This window comes from Polaromonas sp. P1_E1_2 (assembly GCF_056406035.1).
This window is the reverse complement of the sequence record NZ_JBFUAZ010000002.1, coordinates 1-21,918: the sequence shown is the minus strand read 5'-3', so window position 1 is coordinate 21,918 and position 21,918 is coordinate 1. Positions and strand designations below refer to the sequence as shown.

The window sequence follows — 21,918 nt, the reverse complement described above, 5'->3', positions numbered from 1 at the left end:
AATCAGCCCGGCATGAGCCGGTCGATTTCCTGCTGCATGGCTTGCACCAGCTGGCTGTACATCTTGAGTTTTTCGCTGGTGTCGCGCAGCCGTTCGGCGATGCGCAGCGAAACGGCAAACATCAGTTTGGCCGCAGTCACAGGTTGCTCTTCCCCCATTTTTTCAAGCGCTGCGCGCGACAGCACGGCGCAGCTCACGTCGCTGCTGGCAGTGCATGACGCCAGCCGCGCCTGGCCGTCGACCAGGCCCATCTCGCCGATCAGGCTGCCGGGGCCCAGCACCGTGATGGTGACCGGCGTGCGGCGGCTGACCACAATGCTTTCGACCGTGACTTCGCCTTCGAGCAGCAGCACCATATAACCGGTATCGCTCTTGTCCCCTTCGCGGATGAAGGTCGTTCCCTCGGAAATCCTGCGCGGCGTCATATAGCTGACGACGGTGAAAGCCTCTTCGGGCGTGAGCTGCATCRGGGCGGTTGGTGCAATCAGCAGCCTGGCGGCAAGCTCGGCCGTGCTGGAGCCTTCAATGGCCCGCATGCGGTCTTTGGGACGCATGGACTCGGGCGCATCGGGCGTTCCCTTCTGTTTTCTGCCGAACAGGTTTTCAAACATGGTGGCTCCGGCTATCCCCTGGACTTTTGTTGGTATCTCTTGCCATTGGCGCAAGGATATGGCGCGGGCGGCGTTCAGCCCTTAAAATGATGGTAACCCAAGGAGCGTTGCAGCGAACACAAGCGTTCGTCAGGCTTGGGTTACAGGCGGCGGCTTCCGGCGGCCCCTGCAGCAACGACGCTCACCTTTGCCTCAAGGTGAGTCCGTGTCTGAAACTGAATCTTTACCCAATGTCCCCCCCATGAAGCTGTCCGGCCTGGAGCCGGTCGCCATCGGCGCGGGCACGCTGTTCGTCAATATTGGCGAGCGTACCAACGTCACCGGCTCCAAGGCCTTCGCTCGCATGATCCTCAACGGTGAATACGAGCAGGCGCTGGCCGTGGCCCGCCAGCAGGTCGAAAACGGCGCGCAGATCATCGACATCAACATGGATGAAGCCATGCTCGACAGCCAGGCCGCCATGGTGCGTTTCCTGAACCTGATCGCCAGTGAGCCCGACATCGCCCGCGTGCCCATCATGATCGACAGCTCCAAGTGGAGCGTCATCGAAGCCGGCCTGCGCTGCATTCAGGGCAAGGGCATCGTCAACTCGATCTCGATGAAAGAGGGGCTGGAGCCCTTCAAGCAGCAGGCCAGACTGCTCAAGCGCTACGGCGCGGCAGCGGTGGTGATGGCTTTTGATGAAAAAGGCCAGGCCGACACCTATGAGCGCAAAGTCGAAATCTGTGAGCGCGCCTACCGCGTGCTGGTCGACGAGCTGGACTTTCCGCCCGAAGACATCATCTTCGACCCGAACATTTTCGCGATCGCCACCGGCATCGAAGAGCACAACAACTACGCGGTCGATTTCATCAACGCCACGCGCTGGATCAAGCAGAACCTGCCGGGTGCCAAGGTCTCTGGCGGTGTGTCCAACGTGTCCTTCAGCTTTCGCGGCAACGACCCGGTGCGTGAAGCCATCCACACCGTGTTCCTGTACCACGCGATCCAGGCCGGTATGGACATGGGCATCGTCAACGCCGGCATGGTCGGCGTGTATGACGACCTCGATCCGGTGCTGCGCGAGCGTGTGGAAGACGTGGTGCTCAACCGCACACCGGCCTACAAGTCCGGTGAGCCCGAACTCACGCCCAGCGAACGCCTGATCGAAGTGGCCGAGACCGCCAGGAGCGGCGCCAAGGACGACAGCAAGAAAAACGAATGGCGTGCCCTGCCGGTGCGCCAGCGCCTGTCGCACGCGCTGGTCCACGGCATGAACGAGCACATCGTGACCGACACCGAAGAGGTCTACCAGGAGATCCTTGCAGAGGGCGGCCGGCCGCTGCATGTGATTGAAGGACCGTTGATGGACGGCATGAACATCGTCGGTGACCTGTTCGGCCAGGGCAAGATGTTTCTGCCCCAGGTCGTCAAAAGCGCCCGTGTGATGAAGCAGGCCGTGGCGCATCTGCTGCCCTACATCGAAGCCGAAAAGCTGCTGCTCGAAGCCGCCGGCGGCGACGTCAAGACCAAAGGCAAGATCATCATCGCCACGGTCAAGGGCGACGTGCACGACATCGGCAAGAACATCGTGACGGTGGTCTTGCAGTGCAACAACTTTGAAGTCGTCAACATGGGCGTGATGGTGCCCTGCCATGAAATATTGGCGCGCGCCAAGGTTGAAGGCGCCGACATCGTCGGGCTGTCGGGCCTCATCACCCCCAGCCTGGAAGAGATGCAGTACGTCGCCGCCGAGATGCAGAAAGACGATCACTTCCGCATCAAAAAAATCCCGCTGCTGATAGGCGGCGCCACCACCAGCCGCGTGCACACGGCCGTCAAGATCTCCCCGCACTACGAAGGCCCGGTGGTGTATGTGCCCGATGCGTCCCGCAGCGTGAGCGTGGCGCAAAGCCTGCTGTCCGACCAGGCCGCCAGATACATCGAAGAGCTGTATACCGACTACGACAAGGTGCGCACCCAGCACGCCAGCAAAAAGCAGGTGCCGATGTGGCCGCTGGCCAAGGCCCGCGCCAATGCCACGTCAATGGATTGGGCCCATTACGCGCCGCCGGTGCCCAAGTTCATTGGCCGGCGCGTGTTCAAGAACTTCGACCTGTCGGAGCTGGCCCAGTACATCGACTGGGGTCCTTTCTTCCAGACCTGGGACCTGGCCGGAGCCTTCCCGGCCATCCTGAAGGACGAAGTCGTGGGCACCGAAGCTGTGCGCGTGTACGCCGACRCCCAGCGCATGCTCAAGCGCCTGATTGAAGGCCGCTGGCTCACCGCCAACGGCGTGATGGCGCTGTACCCCGCCAACAGCGTGGGTGACGACATCGAGATCTACACCGACGAGTCGCGCAGCGAAGTGGCCATGACCTGGTACGGCCTGCGCCAGCAAACCGAAAAAACCGCGATTGACGGCGTGATGCGCCCCAGCCGTTGCCTGGCTGATTTTGTCGCGCCCAAGGTGCTTGCTCCTGAATTGATAGCTGCTCGTGCTGAATATACGGGCGCTGCAGGCCAAAATGCCTCACAAATTCCGGACTACATCGGTCTTTTTGCCGTCACGGCAGGCATTGGCGCCGAGAAAAAGGAAAAGTACTTCCTGGATGACCACGACGATTATTCGTCCATCATGCTCAAGGCGCTGGCTGACCGCCTGGCCGAAGCGTTTGCCGAAAGCCTGCACCAGCGCGTACGCAAGGATTTGTGGGGCTATGTGCCGGCCGAGTCACTGGACAGCGAGGCGTTGATCGCCGAAAAATACCAGGGCATACGCCCGGCGCCAGGCTACCCGGCCTGCCCGGACCACAGCGTCAAGAAAGAAATGTTCGAGCTGCTCAAGGCCGAAGAGGTCGGCATGGCCCTGACCGAAAGCCTGGCCATGACGCCGGCTGCCAGTGTGAGCGGCTTTTACCTGAGCCACCCCGAGAGCACCTATTTCAACGTTGGCAAAATCGGCGACGATCAGCTGCAGGACCTCGCGCAGCGGCGTGGTCTGAAAGCCGGGGAATTGCAGCGCCTGCTGGCACCCAATCTTTAAGAGCCACTAATGAAACTCGAAGCGCTGCGGCAGGGATCAGGCGCCACGATCGGCGGCTTTTGCAATAGTGGTACATGCCTTAAAAAATGAAGTGGCAGATGGACAAGCAGCTTAAAGAGTACCTTGCGATCGTATGGAAGAAGAATTCAGGCGAGCCGGGCGTGCATGAAACGTTCTACGCACATAGCTATGAAGAAGTAAAGACAATGCTTGCAGAAAAGTACGGCGACGAGACAATAGTTTCCCTTACCGATGTTGAGGCCGCTGCCCGGCCACGTTAAGGTCGATGTCATTGGGGCAAATGGGAGTGATACGGAAATTCACTTCCACCGAAAACCCTCTTGGCGTTGTGCGCCGCCTTCCGCGGACCGTTTCGCTGGATTCTGTGGGCGTCTCCAGGAACAACAGGCCGCGTTACCGTTGCAATTCGCGTTTACGGCGACTTTGCCGGAGAATAACCTGCGTTTACATAAATACACAGCTGCCTGCCAAAGCATGTTTACCTTCGCGGCATGGGAAACGTTGAACAACGACAGATGAAACCCCGTTGCGGGACCAATTGATTTCACAGRGGGAAATGCCATGAACACATCCACCGAAAATCTTCAGCCGGGCCAGCAGGCCCCGTCGGCCAGCAAGCCCTTGTGGGCGGCCGTCGGCATACTGGGAGTGGCCGTCCTGGCCATGGGCGGGACCATGATTTACCAGATGCGCAACCCGGTTACGGCGACSCCGGTGGCACTCGCAGCACCGCAAGCCGCGCCGCWAGTGGCGCCSCCCATGGCCGCGGCCAGCAATGTGGCGGACGACATGGCTGAAAAGCCGGTTGCCGCACCCGCCAAGCCCGCGCCCGTGCCGACCAAAAAAGTGGTCAAGCCGACGCCAAAACCGGCACCCGCCCCGAGTTATGCGGGTATTTCGCCCGCACCGGCCCCTTACCCTGCACCGGTCGCTGTGGCGCCGGCGCCTGTGTGCCATGTATGCGGTGCGGTGGAGTCAGTGACACCGGTTGAGCGTTCCACCAAGCCGGCAGGCCCTGGCGTAGGTGCTGTGGCGGGTGGCGTGCTGGGCGCCGTGCTGGGTAACCAGGTCGGCCATGGCGGTGGGCGTACGGCGGCCACCATCCTGGGTGCGGTGGGTGGCGGTTTCGCCGGCAACGCCATCGAAGGGCATGTTCGCAAGGAAACGGTTTACCAGGTCGGCGTGCGCATGGAAGACGGTTCCCAACGCATGGTAGAAGTTGCCCGCGCTCCCAGCGTTGGCAGCCGCGTGACAGTGGAAGGGTCGACCTTGCGGACCCAGGATGGCGCCAGTTACGGTCCCAAGCCGCCGCCGGCCCCTGTGGTCACGCAGCAGCAGTCTCCCGACTACAGCAACCGCTGATCCAGTCAAAGACCGGAAGGCGTGCAGACTTCAGCACGATTGCCCGGTGATCTTTTCCCCATGTGCCGTGCGAAGGGATCCCTTCGCGCGGCACGCTCTTATGCTTCGACGGTGCGATGCTTGGCGCTATGATGGCCCCGCCATCACAAGGAGGATCGCATGCGTCGTTTTTTTGTGGCCGTGCTGGTACTTGCCGGAGGTCTGCACGCCTTTGCGGCAGGACCCAAACCCGGACTGAACAACCTGGAATTTGCCGGTGCGCATGACCAGAACACTCCTGTACTGCTGAGCGCCGCCTCACGCCCCGTGCCTTTTCGCGGCGCTGATGGGCGTGTGCACATCGATTACGAGCTGCAGGTCACCAATGCGCGGGCCGTGCCGGTCAAGCTGGTATCGCTGGAGGTATTGGATGCCGCTTCGGGCAAGGTGCTGACCACCGTCGCCGGGGCGGATGTTGCGGGCACTTTTTCGTTGCTGGACGGCGCGGGTGGTGACAGCATCGGCGCGGCACAGGCCGGTTTGTTCTGGATTGACGTAGTGCTGGAGGCCGGTCAGGCCATTCCGAAAGTCCTGTCRCACCGTGTGGTCACCGCCGGGCCCGAAATCAAGCTCACGGCAGCCGTCAAAACTGCCGGTGAGAGCAGCGTTCAGACCACGCAGACCGGTGGCAATGTTTCCGTCAGCACCCGGCCGGCTCCGCTGATCGGCCCGCCGCTTGAGGGGACCGGCTGGGTTGCATTCAATGGCTGCTGCAAAGAGGCGCCGCACCGGYGTGCCGGTATCCCGGTGAACGGCGTTCTTTATGTCAGTCAGCGGTTTGCGATCGACTGGATCAAGATAGACGCGAACTCGCAGCAAAGCAACGGCGACAGCAACAAGAACGAAAACTGGCCGACCTACGGGCAAAAAGCGATTGCCGTGGCGGATGCCAAAGTGGTTTCCGTGCTCGACGGGCTGCCTGAGCGGGTGCCCAATGCCTTGCCACCCGACACGACCATGCAGAACGTGACGGGCAACCATGTGATCCTCGATCTGGGGCGCGGCTATTACGCGTTTTATGCACACCTGCAGCCGGGTTCACTGAAGGTGCGCGTGGGCGACCGCGTCAGGCGCGGCCAGGTGCTGGCGTTGCTGGGCAATTCCGGCAACACCACGGCGCCGCACCTGCATTTCCACGTGTCGGACGGTATCGGTCCCTTGTCATCCCAGGGCGTGCCCTACGTGATCGACGCGTTCACGGCCAGGGGTGTTGCCACGGACGCGACCGAGCAGGGCAAAGTGCTGTGGACCGCGCTGCCGCAGCAGCAGGCCGTCCAGCGTGCAACCATGCCAATGAATGGCTATGTGGTTGACTTCCCCTCTTTGAAGTGAAGCCTGGGCGCTGCGAGCTACGCATTCCCCTGACGCGTAGCACGGTCCCGGCGGTCACCGCACCAACATGTTCAGACTTGCACTAACCCTTTTTGGCGGCGATGCGCTCGTGAAGCGCTGGAAGATCTTTCTGGTGGCGGGCCTGCTCGCGGTGTTGCTGGGTGCCGTGGTGCTGATAGACCTGGTCGATGGCGTGACCGACATGGCAGGCTGGGTGTTCGGCGCCGTGTTGCTGTTGCAAGGCCTGGTGGAGCTGGTGATAGGCACCACACACACACGTGCGCGGCGGCGCTTTGAAATGTTGCGCGGCGCGGCCATGGTGGTGTTTGCCTGTCTGCTGCTGGATTTCCCCCGGGACAATTCGATTGCTGCAGCCGTTCTTTTCGCCGCTGCTTTTACCTTCAACGGACTGGTGCGTATTGCGTCAAGTCTTTTAATCCGGTATCCGAACTGGCGCATCTCCAACGTCATCGGTTGGGGTTATCTGGTCATGGCGATATTGCTGGTGACCGACTGGCCCCTGCCTTCYGCGATGAACGTGTCTTTTTGCACCGGCCTTGCATTGATGGCGGGCGGCTACGTCGTGATGCGCGGCGCCTGGCGCCTGCAACGCTTGCCGCCGGGGTCACGGCTTGCGGCCATTGAGCTCTATAAAAGGAAAAGGGAGATGGGTGCCAGTACGCCCCCATCCGCCCCGCCCGCAGGTGCCGGCATGCCCGGCGAACAGATGGTGGTTCACATCTGGACCGCCGTGGATCAAAGCGAAGAGCGCATCCGCCTTCCGCTGGTCGACCGGTACATTGCGGCCCTCTCCCGCAAAGGCAGCGTTACCACCGGCCATGTCGCGCTGGAGTGCGGGCCGCAACTGTACATCAGCCACCATCCACGCGTGCGCCTGACCATCACGCAGCACAATCTTGTAAACCAGGTGCGCRCCACACAAAGCAACGACCATCCGGGGATGTGGCTTCCCTCTTATGAGCAGGAAGCCGGTGCGACGCGCCCTTCAACCTTTCGCATCCGCTTTCGCCTGTTTAACCGCAGCCACCTGCAGTCGTTCTGGGAAGCGTACCGTCAGGACGACACCTATAACCTGACGCATCGGAACTGCTCGGTGGTCGTGACCGAGGCTATCGACGCCGCGATGGAAGGTGTATTTGCCGACAAACCTTTCTGGCGAACCCTGCTGCGCCTGGCCTTTCACCCCGACATGTGGCTGGCCGGAAGCGTACGGGTGCGTGCCGAATCGATCGCGTGGACACCCGGGCTGGCGCTGGATTATGCCGGCGCGATCCGGCGCATCACCCACCCACATCAGGACTTGAGGGTGCACCTTGCGCGCTGGTGGAAGACACGCCGGCCCCAACGTCAGCGCGCAAAAAAAATCCCTTGAAAGCTCAGCGGGAAGGTTGACCTGCGCTGTGTGAAGGTCGCACTCCAGAAGTCCGGATTTAGTGGCCGTTCCAAGGTCTGGCGGCCCCCATCCAAAAGGAAAAAGCATCAGGGCTGACGAACCTCAAAGGCGCAGCCCTGCCGCAGGCAACCTGTCTGCGTTTGACAGCCGGTGCATGTACGGCGCGTGTCGCACGGGTGTTATTGGCCATTCCCGCTTGCGGGAGCTGCATGGGCCGTAGATGCCGCCCCTCTGTCCGTTGTGAGGGATTCCGTTCACAAAAGCCGCAGTCATGCCTGGCTCAACAGCGGTTTCTTCAGGTATTTCCGCCTGCTGCCAAAAATGTCCACTTGGTTTGCATCGGCACAACGAAAAATTACAGAAAGAAACATATACAACTAATAGGGTTGTTAAAAAGTTCCACTTTTGTCACTTCAAACTAACAAAGTAGTAAATTTAGTATTAGAAAAAACGCAACATAGTTAATCTTCGCACTGTTTGTTACCGGTACGTTGTCTGACATGAGACATGCCGAGTAAACGCAGTGCGTCCTCTGCCAGCGTTGACTCGGTGCTCCTGCGGACTGCTTACCGGCACGGTTCCCAAGCATTCAAAGAGTCGAACTGCCTACTATGTTGTCCTCGAAATTTCTGGCGAAAGCCGCTGCCGGCTCCTTGCTTCGTGCTGCGGCTCTCGGATTGGCCATTGGATTGATGCCCGTTGCGGCCCAAGCCTTGACGGCTTCGGTGACCGCGATCATTCCGGCGCAAGGGATGTATCCCGGCGAGACGGCCACCTTGCGAATTACCCTGTCCAACAGCGATCCGGTGCCCGTCACCAATGTGGACTTCAGCAACAGCTTGCCTGGCCTTCTGCCCAACGGCCTCAGTGTTGCGTCTGCGGCCATCAATGGTTGCGGTGGGGCTTTAACCGCCAACCCGGGAACGCAGGCGCTTGCCCTGGCTGGCGGCACCATACCTGCCGCCGCCGGCGGGATTGACGGCCAGTGTGTCATCGACATTCCGGTCACGGTCGGCACCTCGACGGGTAACGCAACCTCCTACGCGTATCAAATCCTCAATGGTGCGGTGACCAGCAGCGGCGGCAGCAATGTAGGAGATGTCTCCCAGACCTTCGTGGTCAGGGCATTGCAGCAGCCGCAAATTTCAAAGGCATTCACCAGCTCGACGCTGGTGCTCGGCGGCGCTTCGACGCCTCTGACCATCACGCTGGTCAACCCGAACCCGGTGGCAATTTCCGGGTTCAGCATCACCGACAACTTTCCCCAGCTCGGCGGCAGCGCCATCATGAAGGTCGCGGCAGCGCCAGGCGCGAATGCAACGTGCACCAGCGGTCCGGTACCGGCCTTCAATCCCGCACCGGCAGCGGGCGCAACCAGTGTGACCGGCACCGGAGATCTGCCGGCGAACGGAAGTTGCACCTTCGTTGTGAACGTGGAGGCGAACCAGACCAACGGCCAGTTCTCGACCGGTGCCCAGAACAACATCATCAACCGGAGCACCGACTTCACCAATGTGCTTGGACTGCCCGCCCAGGCCAATGCGCAGGCCAGCGTGACGGTCCGGTCTCCGCTCGGTGTGTCCAAGGGCTTTACGCCCAGCACCTCCCTTTCAAGCGGTGCCTCGGGCTTTCTTACCCTTACCTTGAGCAATAGCGGCAATACGCCACTGACTGTCACCACCTTTGATGACACGCCGATCGACGGGATTGGTGGCGTCGACCCGACAAAAGGGTTAAACGTCACATCGGCGGTGACCAGCTGTGCGGGCGGCGCCGCTGCCGCGATCAACAGCAACAAAGGCGTCAGGCTGACCGGCGGGACCATTCCCGCCAATGGCAGCTGCACGGTGACAGTGAACTTCACCGCGGCTGTTCAGGCGAACGGCGTGCCGGTGACCTACACCAACAGCGTCCCCCAAGGCGCCGTGGATGTGGGCGACCCCGCCATCAAGAGCCAGGCGGTATCGGCCACCATCCTGGTTGCCGACGACCTCCGTGTTCTCAAATCGGTACAACCCACGACACCCGTGGCGCCGGGCAACCCGATCCAGTACCAGATCACCGTGCAAAACTTCGGCGCTGGTGCGATCAATACCGTATCGGTGACGGACAACTTCACCAACGGCCAGACATTCCTCACCGGCACGATCAACGGCCTTAATTACACGCCGACTGTCAGCGCCGCTTGCGGCAACGTCAACTCTGCGAGCCCACTGGGCAGCAATGCGCCGGTCTTTACCATCGACACCGTCCCGGCCCGCACCAGTGTCAGCGTACCGGGTGCCTGCACCATCACCGTGTGGGCCATGGCGTCCACTGTTGCGGTGGCCACCTCGAACAACGTCATCGCTGCCGGTGGGGTTTGCTACAACGGCGGCGCCACTTGCAACGGGGGTGCTTCCAATTCCACCAGCGTAGGCACCAACCCGCCCGTGCTCGCAGCAACGAAGGCGTTTGCCCAGTCCTCTCCCGGCGCCAGCACGTTTGCCGAGGGAACCATTGTCCGCATGACCATCACGCTGACGAACAAGTCGGCGAACCCACTGACCAACGTTGCGGTTTCGGATACTCTGCAATTGGCAACCAGCGGTGGGGGCCAGCTCCGCATCGCAAATCCGGCCAACGCGGCAAGCACCTGCGGCGCCCCCGCCATCACGGCGGTTGCCGGCTCCACTTCGATCGGCATCACCGGCGGCACCGTTCCGGCTCGCGCCAACAACGGCACGGGTGCGGACGGCAGCTGTAACTTGCAGGTGGATGTCGTAGGGCCGGCCGGCGTTTATAACAACACCGCGACGGTCGACGGCACCGAAACCTACGGGAACGGCACGACACACACACTGGGTACGGTATCAACCAACACCCCCCAGCTGACCTACACCTCCGCACTGACCGCGAACAAGAGCTTCAATCCATCCAGCGTGTCCTCGGGCGGCAAATCAACGGTCGCGGTTCAGCTCCTGAATTCGAGCGCGCTCGCGCTGACAAACGTCAGTGTGACCGATCCGCTCCCGGCGGGCATGGTGCTGGCCACTCCGCCCAATGCGCAGACGACCTGCGCGGGAAGCACATCCATCACGGCTGTTGCAGGGGCAGGCAGCGCAACCCTGACCGGTGCGAATGTGGCGGGCGGCGGAAATTGCGCCTTCCTGTTTGATGTGGTGGCAACAGGTGCCGCGAACTGGGTCAACAGCATCCCTCCCAACGGCATCCTCGCGGACGGCGGCGTGCGTAACGTCACCGCCGTTGTCGGCACGCTGCTTTTCAATGCTCCTACCGGCCTGGCCGTCAGCAAAACGACTTCCATCAGTTCCCTGGCTTTCCCCGGCCAGGTGAGCCGGCTGACGATCAACATATCCAACGGGTCCCAGGCGGTTACCAACCTGGATATCACCGACTACTTCACGGTCGGCGGTGTTGCAGGCGGCACCAACAATGGGTGGGTGGTGACGCCTACCCCGGCAACCGCAACGACATGCCCGGCCGGTGTCGTAACCGCTGCGGCAGGTGCGCGATCGGTCCGTTTGTCAGGGGCAAACCTGGCTGCAAACGCGACCTGCCAGGTATCGGTCAACGTGACGTCTGCCGTGACCGGTGGCAACACGAACACCATTCCGCCGGGTGCCATCATCACCGACCAGAATCTGACCAATGCCAACCCGGCAACGACCAGCCTGGCGATCAGCACGAACATTGGCATCGTCAAGCAGTTCACGCCTAACGTGGTGGCGCCGGGTACCCGGTCCCGCTTGCGCATCACTTTCTATAACCCGCTTTCACAGCCCGTCAGCGACCTGGCGGTCACCGACACCTTGCCGGCTGGTGTGACCGTTCCCAGTGGCGCGAATCCGACGACGACATGCCAGGGTGCGACGGTCTCTTCGACGGTCAACACGGTGCAGCTTTCGGGCGGCATCATCGTCGCCGCGGCCGGAAATGTGCCGGCAACCTGCCAGGTTGAAATCGACGTCTTTGTGGCGGCGCAAGGCGACTATGTCAATACCATTCCAGCCAACGCACTAACGGCAACCGCGGGCGGCAATGCCCTGGCGAACACCCAGCCTACGAGCGATACGCTGCGCGCGAGGTCACCAGTTGTGGTGCACAAGGCTTTCAGCGCCCGCACGCTGGACGCAGGCAATCCTGTCGGGTTCACGACCGGGTCCGACACCAAGGCGCCCGGTGCGGCGGCGGTCATGACGATCCGTTTCGACAATCCCAACAACACGCTGCTCAACGGCATGACCCTGACGGACGCATTGCCCGCCGGACTTRTCGTCGCGCCTACGCCGGYGGCGGCCACGACCTGTGCAGGCGGCACTGTTGTTGCCGCAGCGTCCGCCACCAGCGTTCGCCTGACCGGGGCCACACTCGCAGCCAATGGGTTCTGTACCGTCACGGTGAATGTTCTGAGCAACATTTCGGGCGTGTACACCAACACCATCCCGACCGGGAGCATTACTACCACCGAGGGCGTCACCAACCAGGAGCCCACCAGCGCACAGCTCATTACCTCCACCCCGCCGACCGTCGGCAAGCAGTTCACCCCTGCGGTGATCCCACCGAGCGGCGTATCGCGCCTGAGCATCGTCATCGGCAACACGAATGCCGCAGCAATGACCTTGAGCGCGGATTTTGACGACGTCCTGCCGACGGCACCCGGCCAGATCCGTTTGACGGCAGCTCCGGGCATGACGACCTCCTGCGGTGGAACTGTCGTGGCTGCCGCCAACGCCACCAGCGTGAGGCTCAATAGCGGCGGCACGATCCCCGCAGGTGGTTGTACGATTGATGTCAATGTGACGGGGCTGACGGCTGGCGTACACACCAACAACATTCCCGCCGGTGCCCTACAAACGAATCTGGGCAACAACCAGGCGCCTGCCAATGCGACGTTGACGATCAGCACCCTTGGCTACATCTCCGGCAAGGTTTTCAGAGACAACAACGTCACGCCCAACGGCACCTTTCAGAACGGCACCGACACGGGGATCGCCGGGGTCGGCATTGAACTGCGCAGCGGCGCAAACTGCAGTGGCGCACTGCTGACGACAGGAACCACCGATGCGCTCGGCAACTACCTGTTCTCCTCACTGGCTGCCGGCAGCTACTCCGTTTGCCAGCCGGCGCAGCCCGCGGGAACCACCAATGGCATCACGACCGCCGGCCCCATCAGTGGCATCAATGGCAGCACGGGTTCAGCCGGTACGGCATCCAACCCCACGGCTACCACCAGCCAGATCACCAACGTGGTTCTCAATGGTGACGGCGGAGCCGCCGAAATTTCGGGCTCCGCCAACAACAACTTTGCCGAAGTCGTTCCTTCGACCATTTCGGGCAAGGTGTTCAAGGACCTGAACAACAATGGCGCGCAGGACGGCGCGGATGATCCGCTCGCAGGCGTCACCATCGAGCTACGGGACGCAGGCAATGCGCTGGTCGCGACCACGGTCACCGATGCGGCGGGCAGCTATTCGTTCGGCAACCTTTTGCCTGGAACTTACAGCGTGGTGGAGCCCGCACAACCTGCCGGCACCTCTAACGGCATTACCACCGCGGGCGCTGTTCCGAACGGCGGAACACCCGGAACGGCGACCACACCGGCTGTCACACCGAGCCGGATCAGCAGCATCGTGCTGCCGCCCACTACGGTTTCGAGCGGCAACAACTTCGCCGAGGTGTCCAATGGCGGCACGATTTCCGGCAAGGTCTTCCTGGACTATGACAACAGCGGCCTGATGAATGGAAGCGATCACGGCATCGGCGGACAGACGATCAATCTGACGGGCACCGACATCAATGGGCTCGCTGTCTCCAGGTCARCGGTCACGCTGGCCGACGGTACCTATAGCTTTACGGGGCTCGCGCAGGGGACCTATACCGTGACGCAGCCCCTGCCGCAGGCCACCGGCACGACCAATGGCCAGACCATCGCGGGCAGTACCGGCGGAACGGCGACCTTGCCGGCCAACCCGGTGTCCTCGATTTCGACGATTCCACTCGCCAGCGCGAATGCCGTGTCAGCTGACAACAATTTCGCTGAAATCCCGGGCAATGCGCCTGACCTGGCGATCGCCAAAACGCACGCGCCGGTCAGCTTCGCCCAGGGATCCAGCACAGGCTTCTACACCATCACCGTTTCCAATGTCGGCGCAGCGGCAACGTCCGCCACCGTGACGGTGGTCGACACCCTGCCTGTGGGTATGACTGTAGCTGCCGTCAATGGCGGCGCAACCTGGTCCTGCTCCAACACCGCAACCACCGTCACCTGCAACACCAACAGCGTGATCGCCTCCGGTGCCACAGTGCCCGTCATCACGGTACGTGTTGCGGTGGCTGCCGGTTTGTCCGGACAGGTCCTGGTGAACACGGCGGTGGTCTCCGGCGGCAATGAGCCCAGCGGCTTTTCCGGCAACAACACGGCAACCGACCCCACGGCGATCTCCGACGTGGCGGCGGTGCAAGGCAGCGTGTGGCGCGACCTCAACCATGACCGTATCAAGGACCCAGGTGAACCATTGGTCCCGGGCTGGATCGTCGAGCTGACACTCGGCGGCGTGGTGGTGGGCACCACAACCTCCGATGCAAATGGCGCTTACAGCTTTTCCAGTGTGGCGCCGGGCTCGGGTTACCAAATCCGCTTTCGGGAGCCCACAAGCGGGCGCATCTATGGACGCCCGGTGCCCAATGAGACCGGATTGCCCTATACGAATGGACAGGTGAATTCGACCTCCAATCCGGCCGGTGCGAACAATACCGACGGAACGTTAAGAGGCCTCACGCTAACCGCCGGTACCACAACCTTGGCCCAGAGCCTGCCGCTGGATCCGAGCGGAGTGATCTACGACGCGGTCAGCCGTCAGCCTGTACCCAACGCCATCGTCACACTCTCGGCCCCAGGCCTCACCGCAGCCGATGTGATTGGCGGCAGCCTGACGCAGACGACGGGCGCTGATGGTTCTTACCAGTTCCTGTTGCTGGGCGGTGCTCCGGCAGGCGCGACCTTGTACACACTGACGGTGACGTCGCCACCGGGTTACCTGCCCGGTCCGTCGGCGATCATTCCAGCCTGTACCGCGACCCTGGGCGTGGGCCTGGCGCCTCCGAGCCCAGATCCGGCGTTGGTGCAGAACAGCAACTTCGCACCCACAGCGGGCGTGCCGCTGCACAACCCCGCAGCTTGCCCCAACAACACCCTTGCCCTTGCGGGCGGTGCGGCCACGACCCAGTACTTCTACACGTTCACTTTTGCCGCAGTACCAGGCTCGGCCAACGTGTTGAATAACCACATCCCGCTGGACCCGGTGCTGGGCGGCGCAATTGTGATGACAAAGAGCACGCCGCTGGTCAATGTGGTCCGCGGCGACCTGGTGCCGTACAACATCACGGCGACCAACACGCTGAATGCGGTGCTCGGCAACATCAACATCGTGGATGTGATTCCGGCGGGCTTCAGGTATCGCACCGGCTCGGCATCGCTCAACGGCGTGGCACTTGAGCCCACGGTGAGCGGACGCAATCTCACCTGGGCCGGCCAGACGTTTACCGCAGGTGAGCGCAAAACGCTTCGCATGCTGCTGGTGGTGGGCAGCGGTGTGTCGGAAGGCACTTACGTGAATCAGGTCGCAGCCCGCAATGCGCTGGTCAACGCCCAGGTGTCCAACACCGCCACAGCGACGGTGCGTGTGGTTCCCGATCCCACCTTCGATTGCTCCGACATCATCGGCAAGGTCTTTGACGACAAGAACGCCAACGGCTACCAGGACGAGGGGGAGCCGGGCATCGCGAATGTCCGCATTGCAACTGCGCGCGGGTTGCTGGTTACCAGCGACCATGATGGACGTTTCCACGTGGCTTGCGCGGCAATCCCGAACGCTGATCGCGGTTCCAACTTCGTGATGAAGGTGGACGAAAGAACCCTGCCTTCGGGCTATCGGTTGACAACCGAAAACCCGCGTGATGTACGGGTGACACGCGGCAAGATGGTGAAGCTCAATTTCGGCGCGACGGTCCATCGTGTGGTCCGGCTCGAACTCTCCGGCTCTGCATTCCTGAACGACGGCACGGAGTTACAGCCTGCGTATCTCGCGGTGCTGGAAAAGCTGCCTTCGCAACTCGCGACACGTCCATCCATCCTGCGCATTGCCTATCACCGAGGCGCCGAGGCGGCGGGGCTTGCGGAAAAACGCGTGTCGGCGATCGGTGACCGGATACAGGTCTTGTGGAAGGAAAGACGAAAGAAGGAGCGCGCGGAAACAGACAGTGAACCCCTCCATCCCTTGATGATTGAAACCGAGCTGGAGTCGGCGAAATGAATTTCCGTACACACACCATTGCAGTAGCCGTCAGCGTCCTTTGTGCAGGGTCTTCTGTATGGGCCGCCACCGAAGTCAGCGGCAAGCGAATTGACAATGGCCGTATCGACCTGTTCTCGGTGCCGCCGCCTGCGGAGGTGCAGCCGGCCATCAACTACCCGTTGCCTTCGGGCGTTACGCGGGAAGAGGCGGCAGGCATGCGCAGCCGCGCAGCGCAGTTGCCGCAGAGCGTGGCCTCCGTCAACAAGGCGCTGGAAGAAGCCAGGGGCCAGAGCCTTTTTGTGTCGGGCAAGGCCGAGTTGCTGCCCRCCGCCAAAGCATCCATTGAGGCGCTAGCCGCCGAGATACGCGCCAAGGGCGCGTCGTCTCCCGGTATGCGCATTGCTGTTGTCGGGCACACAGACAACCAGCGATTGGCGCCGGAGACAAAGCGGATATTCAAGGACAACCAGGGGCTTTCCGAGGCCCGCGCCCTGGCCGTTGCAGCCTATCTCAAGCAGCAGCTGAACAATCCCGCCATCACCTATTCGATCGAGGGTGCAGGCGAGAACAAACCGTTGGCATCGAACGCGACGCCTGAAGGGATGGCCCGCAATCGCCGCGTCGAGCTGCGCGTGTGGTTCGAGGCCGTAGCGCCGGCAGCCGTTCCTGTTCCGCTGGCGGCCGCCAAGCCCTGCACGCCACAGGCCGTGGGGCAGTCCACTGTGCCGTTTCGCATCACGATTGATGGCGAGCCTATCAATGCCTCCGAGATTCCCAATGAAGCAGATGGTCAGCGGTGCGCTGACGTCGCGCTCGAGAAGGCTGACATCCAGGTGCGTTATGACAGCCTGGCCATTGCGCCGGTGATGAATGCCTGGGCCACACCCAATGCAGCGGTCAAGGGCGAGGTGGTGGAGTTCCGGGCCTGGGCGAACTACATTCCCTGGATCAAAAAAGCCGAACTGCGGCTTTTCCGTGCAGGGCAGAAAACACAGGAGCAGCCTTTTGAGGTCGTGCCCATCACATGGTCAGGCGCGCTCAACTGGACCGTTCCGGCCAATACGGCCGGCGACCAGGTGTTCTACCTCCTGCGTGTTTATGACGCCCAGGGGCGTTTCGATGAGACCAGTCTGAAATCCCTGAACCTTCTGGTGCGCGCCATGCCGGTCAATGAAGATGCGGAGAAGCTCGAGCGCGAACGGCTGACGGGGTATGGCGAAAACAGCCTGGCGCTGCGCAATATTCCGGTGACCGGCGGCACCGTCACGGTCAACGGCACCAATCTCAAGCCGGGCCAGCGCATCGAAGCGCTGGGGCTGGAACTGYCGATCGATGCGCAGGGCAAGTTCGCCATGAAACAAATCATGCCGGCAGGTCCGCAGTCTGTAGAGGTGACGCTGAAAGAGTCGGACGGGCGCGCAAGCAACTTCCGCCGCAACCTCAACATCGCCGCGGATGACTGGTTTTACCTGGCACTGGGGGATTTGACGGTCGGGAAAAACAATGTCTCCGGGCCCGCCAAACTGGTGACCGGGGACTTAAGTCACTATGAAGACAAGGTGTATGTTGATGGCCGTGYCGCTTTCTACCTCAAGGGAAAAATCAAGGGCGAATGGCTGCTGACGGCTTCGGCCGATACCCGGGAAGGTCCTATCGAGGACCTGTTTTCCAACTTCTCCAGCAAGGATCCCAAATACCTTCTGCGCAGTATTGACCCCAACCTCTACTACCCCGTTTACGGTGATGACAGCACAACGGTGGATGATGCGCCGACGCAGGGCAAGTTTTTTGTCAAACTGCAAAAAGGCGACTCGCACGTCATGTGGGGTAACTTCCAGACCTCGTGGAGCGGGACGGAGCTGATGCAGTACTCGCGCGGCCTCTATGGCGCGCAGGTGCGCTACCGCTCTGAAGATGCCACGACCTATGGCGAAAAACAGACCCRGATTGATGCTTTTGCCGCCGATCCGGGAACGCTGGCTTCGCGCGAGGAATTTCGCGGCACGGGAGGCTCGCTCTACTACCTGCGCCACCTCGACATCACACAGGGCTCGGAGCGCGTCTGGATCGAGGTCCGCGACAAGGACTCCGGCATGGTGATCGAGCGCCGCGAACTCGCGCCTACGCAGGATTACGAGATCAACTACCTTCAAGGCCGTATCCTGTTGCAATCGCCCCTGTCGGCGACCGGCGCCGGCGCCGGCCTGATCATGGCGTCTGCGGTAGGCGGCCAGCCGGTCTACCTCGTGACGACATACGAGTTTGCACCCGGCGTCACGGCCATCAACAACCTGTCGACCGGCATTCGCGCGAGCCAATGGCTGAACGACCATGTGCAGCTGGGCGCCAGCAGCTACCACCAGGGCGAAACAGGCTCCAGTCAGACGCTCAAGGGGATCGACGGGACGCTGCGCTACAAGCCCGGCACCTGGCTGAAGTTTGAGGCGGCACGTTCCAAGGGGCCGGGCAATGGCGCCCAAACCTCTCTTGATGGCGGCTTTGGATTTAACACGCTGAACAACGGCGGCATCCAGTCGGCCGGCGCAGAACGTCTGGAAGGCTCGGTGGATCTCGCCGAAGTCACCGACAGCATGAAGGGGAAGATCACCTCTTATGTCCAGAACCGTGACCGCGGTTATTCGGCCCCGGGGCAGATTGGCATAGGCGGTGAGGCGGTCCGGCAGGCCGGTGCCGCTGCCGATGTGGAGCTTGTTCCGGGCACGCGCGTGCTGGTCAAGGCAGACAAGCGCGACGGCGATCTGCAGAATAACCAGAACGCCGAACTTGCGGTGCGGCAGACGCTGAACAGCGAATGGGAAGTCGCTGTCGGGGTCCGTGCGGACGATCGTTCCAATGTCACGCCAAATGCCAGCCCGTTGCTTTCCCAGACCGGATCGCGCACGGATGCGCAGGTGAGGGCGGATTACCGGCCTGATCGTGCGGGTGGGAAACCCGGGGAAAAAGAAAACTGGGAAGCTTACGGTTACGTTCAGGGGACGCTGGAGCGTGACGATACGCGCGACCCCAACAACCGCGTCGGCCTGGGTGGCGCACTGCAAGTCAGCGAACGCGTGAAGCTCAGCGGCGAAGCATCCGGCGGCAGCATGGGCGCCGGCGGCAAGCTGGGCGCCGACTACCGCATCTCCGACCGGAGCAATGCCTATCTGGCGTACACGATGGAAACAGAAAGCCCGGATGTCGCGTGGCGCGGCCGCCAAGGGACGCTGGTCTCTGGTGCAARCACCCGCGTGTCCGATCAATTGCGGGTGTTCGGCGAGGGCCGTGCAGTCAATGGGGCCGGCCCGCAAAGCTTGACGCAAGCCTTTGGCATGGACTGGTCGCCTAATGACCGCTGGAACTGGGGCGCCAAGGTCGAGTTCGGAACCGTGTCCGACCCATTGGCCGGTGACCTCAGGCGCCGTGCGCTCGGTGGCTCTGTCGGCTACAAAAAGGACAGCCTGAAATACAGCGGTAATCTTGAGTGGCGCAACGACCGGAGCAATGTGTCCGGCGAACGTACCACCTGGCTGATGCGCAACACGGTGGGCATGCAGGTGGACCCTGCCTGGCGCGTGCTGGGCAAGCTCAATGTCTCGCGTTCAAGCAACAGCCAGGGGGCCTTTGTCGACGGTAACTACCATGAGTTTGTGCTGGGCAGCGCCTACCGGCCGGTTGACAACGACCGCTGGAACACCCTGTTCAAGTACACCAACCTGCACAACGTGCCGACCGCGGGCCAGCTGACCCCTTCGGGCCAGGCGGCCGACTACGCGCAGCGCAGCCAGGTGTTTTCCGTCGACACAATTTACGACGTGAAGCCGTGGCTTTCCGTCGGCGCCAAATACGCGTTCCGCGTCGGCGAGCTGAAAATGCCGGTTGCCGGCGGGGAGTGGTTCTCCAGCCGTGCTGATCTTCTGATCTTCCGGGCGGATCTTCACCTGGTCAAGGAGTGGGACGCCCTGATTGAATGGCGCAACCTGCGCGCCACGGAGGCGCAGGATGCAAAAGCCGGCATGCTCCTCGGTGTCTATCGCCACCTTGGCAAGGGGGTGAAGGTTGGGGTGGGATACAACTTCACCAAGTATTCCGATGACCTGACCGACCTGTCTTACCGCAGTCGGGGCTGGTTCCTGAATGTGCTTGCCACTTATTGAGCGATTGAGTTAGTCGGGCTTTTGCGCGGCTCGGCGGCCCTGGTCAATGGGCTGCCTTGAGCGCCCGACGGTACTGCACGGCTTCCGCGACGTGGACGACCTGGACGGCCTGTGCGCCTGCGAGGTCGGCAATTGTCCTGGCCACTTTCAGGCAGCGATGGATGCTGCGGCCTGACCACCCCAACCGCGCTGCTGCGGTGTTCAGGAATTTCGCGGCTGCGTCATCGAGCTGGCATTGCGCATCAATGGCCTGGCCTTCCAGCGCCTGGTTGGTGGTGCCCTGCCGGGCAATAGCACGATCACGTGCCGTGGCAACCCGGGCCCTGATAACGGCAGTGGCTTCGCCCGGCGGCGCGTTGACCAGTTCATCGGCTGCAAGCGCACCCACCTCAACATGCAGGTCGATGCGGTCCAGCAGCGGGCCGCTGAGCTTGCCCTGGTAACGCGATACCTGTTCGGGCGAACAACGGCAAGCCCGCAAGCTCGAGCCGAGGTAACCGCAGGGGCAAGGGTTCATCGCTGCGACCAGCTGAAAGCGCGCCGGGAACTCGGCGCGCTGGGCGGCTCGCGAAATGGTGATGGTGCCGGACTCCAGCGGTTCACGAAGGGCTTCCAGGGCTGCCCGCGGAAACTCCGGGAGTTCATCCAGAAACAGGATGCCGCGGTGCGCCAGGGAAATTTCACCAGGCCGCGGCGGGGAACCACCACCGACAAGCGCAACGGCGCTGGCCGTGTGGTGCGGCGCGCAGGTGGGGCGTATCGCCCATTTGTCCAGCGTGAACCGGCCGCCCAATGACGCCACCGCTGCGCTTTCCAGTGCTTCTTCGGTGGTCATGGCCGGCAGCAGGCCTGCAAAGCGCTGTGCCAGCATGGATTTTCCGGAGCCTGGGGCGCCCATCATCAGTACGCTGTGCCCGCCGGTCGCGGCAATTTCCAGGGCGCGCCGGGCCGCCGCCTGGCCTTTGACGTCGGCCAGATCAGGATATGGGGACTGCCCCGAAGGCACGATCGGCTTGACGCGAGACCAGCCTTCCCCTGCTTCAGTCGGGGTGTCGCCCGGCAAAAATTGCCTCACCACATCGAGCAAATGGTGCGCCTGAAAGATTTCGGCGCCGGGGACCAACGCTGCTTCCTGGGCACTGGCCTCTGGCAGAACCAGCTTCGGCAATTTCTCGGCGGCAAGCCGTGCCGGGCGCGCCAGGGCGAGGCTCATGGCAAGCGCTCCCCGAATGGGACGCAAGTCGCCGCCCAGCGACAACTCGCCGGCGAACTCATAGCCTTCCAGTTTGCGGGCGTCGATCTGGCCGCTGGCCGCCAGGATTCCGAGCGCGATGGGCAGATCGAAACGGCCGGAATCCTTGGGAAGATCAGCGGGTGCCAGATTGACCGTAATGCGTTTATTGGCGGGAAATTCCAGTCCGGCGTTCTGGATGGCCGAGCGCACGCGTTCACGCGCTTCCYTGACTTCCGTTTCCGCAAGCCCGACCAGCGTAAAGCTGGGCAAACCGTTGGCAAGATGCACCTCCACCTGCACGGGCCTTGCTTCCAGGCCCAACAAGGCGCGGCTATGCACTAAAGACAAGCTCATTCGAAACTTCCTCCCTCAGAGGCGGCATCACAACTGAACCCGAGGCCATCCCGGGTTGCAGGTGCACCATACCTT

9 protein-coding genes and 1 riboswitch are annotated in these 21,918 nt (G+C 62.1%); of the genes, 7 read left to right on the top strand and 2 right to left on the bottom strand.

All coding sequences use genetic code 11. The features are described from left to right. Nucleotides 1-2 precede the first annotated feature (2 nt). Nucleotides 3-611: a Crp/Fnr family transcriptional regulator gene (locus AC1D1P_RS00255; RefSeq protein WP_477671763.1), complete on the bottom strand. Its 609-nt coding sequence runs from the start codon at nucleotides 609-611 to the stop codon at nucleotides 3-5. Nucleotides 612-704: 93 nt separating this feature from the next. Beyond that, nucleotides 705-801: riboswitch (S-adenosyl-L-homocysteine riboswitch) on the top strand. A 15-nt stretch (nucleotides 802-816) separates the two neighbouring features. Here AC1D1P_RS00255 and metH point away from each other — a divergent pair. The 7 genes from metH to AC1D1P_RS00220 all read left to right on the top strand — a co-directional run bounded on the left by metH (nucleotide 817) and on the right by AC1D1P_RS00220 (nucleotide 20,255). Further along, nucleotides 817-3,636 carry a methionine synthase gene (metH, locus tag AC1D1P_RS00250; protein ID WP_477671762.1) on the top strand — a complete coding sequence of 940 codons (2,820 nt, stop codon included), beginning with the start codon at nucleotides 817-819 and terminating at the stop codon, nucleotides 3,634-3,636. A 98-nt stretch (nucleotides 3,637-3,734) separates the two neighbouring features. Beyond that, nucleotides 3,735-3,917 carry a hypothetical protein gene (locus tag AC1D1P_RS00245; RefSeq protein WP_477670303.1) on the top strand — a complete coding sequence of 61 codons (183 nt, stop codon included), beginning with the start codon at nucleotides 3,735-3,737 and terminating at the stop codon, nucleotides 3,915-3,917. A 301-nt stretch (nucleotides 3,918-4,218) separates the two neighbouring features. Next, the gene (locus AC1D1P_RS00240; RefSeq protein WP_477671761.1) at nucleotides 4,219-5,019 is read left to right on the top strand and encodes a glycine zipper 2TM domain-containing protein; all 801 of its coding nucleotides are present in this window, start codon (nucleotides 4,219-4,221) and stop codon (nucleotides 5,017-5,019) included. A 159-nt stretch (nucleotides 5,020-5,178) separates the two neighbouring features. Continuing rightward, nucleotides 5,179-6,390, top strand: a complete 1,212-nt coding sequence (locus AC1D1P_RS00235; RefSeq protein ID WP_477671760.1) for a M23 family metallopeptidase — start codon at nucleotides 5,179-5,181, stop codon at nucleotides 6,388-6,390. A 67-nt stretch (nucleotides 6,391-6,457) separates the two neighbouring features. Continuing rightward, nucleotides 6,458-7,783, top strand: a complete 1,326-nt coding sequence (locus AC1D1P_RS00230; protein WP_477671759.1) for a DUF308 domain-containing protein — start codon at nucleotides 6,458-6,460, stop codon at nucleotides 7,781-7,783. A gap of 632 nt (nucleotides 7,784-8,415) precedes the next feature. Continuing rightward, on the top strand, nucleotides 8,416-16,119 hold the full coding sequence (locus AC1D1P_RS00225) for a DUF7933 domain-containing protein (RefSeq protein WP_477671758.1): 7,704 nt from the start codon (nucleotides 8,416-8,418) through the stop codon (nucleotides 16,117-16,119). Then, nucleotides 16,116-20,255 carry an OmpA family protein gene (locus tag AC1D1P_RS00220; RefSeq protein WP_477671757.1) on the top strand — a complete coding sequence of 1,380 codons (4,140 nt, stop codon included), beginning with the start codon at nucleotides 16,116-16,118 and terminating at the stop codon, nucleotides 20,253-20,255. Before AC1D1P_RS00225 ends, AC1D1P_RS00220 begins: the two co-directional genes overlap by 4 nt. Nucleotides 20,256-20,298: 43 nt before the next feature. Here the strand turns inward: AC1D1P_RS00220 and AC1D1P_RS00215 are convergent, their stop codons facing one another. Continuing rightward, nucleotides 20,299-21,843: a YifB family Mg chelatase-like AAA ATPase gene (locus AC1D1P_RS00215; protein ID WP_477671756.1), complete on the bottom strand. Its 1,545-nt coding sequence runs from the start codon at nucleotides 21,841-21,843 to the stop codon at nucleotides 20,299-20,301. Nucleotides 21,844-21,918 lie beyond the last annotated feature (75 nt).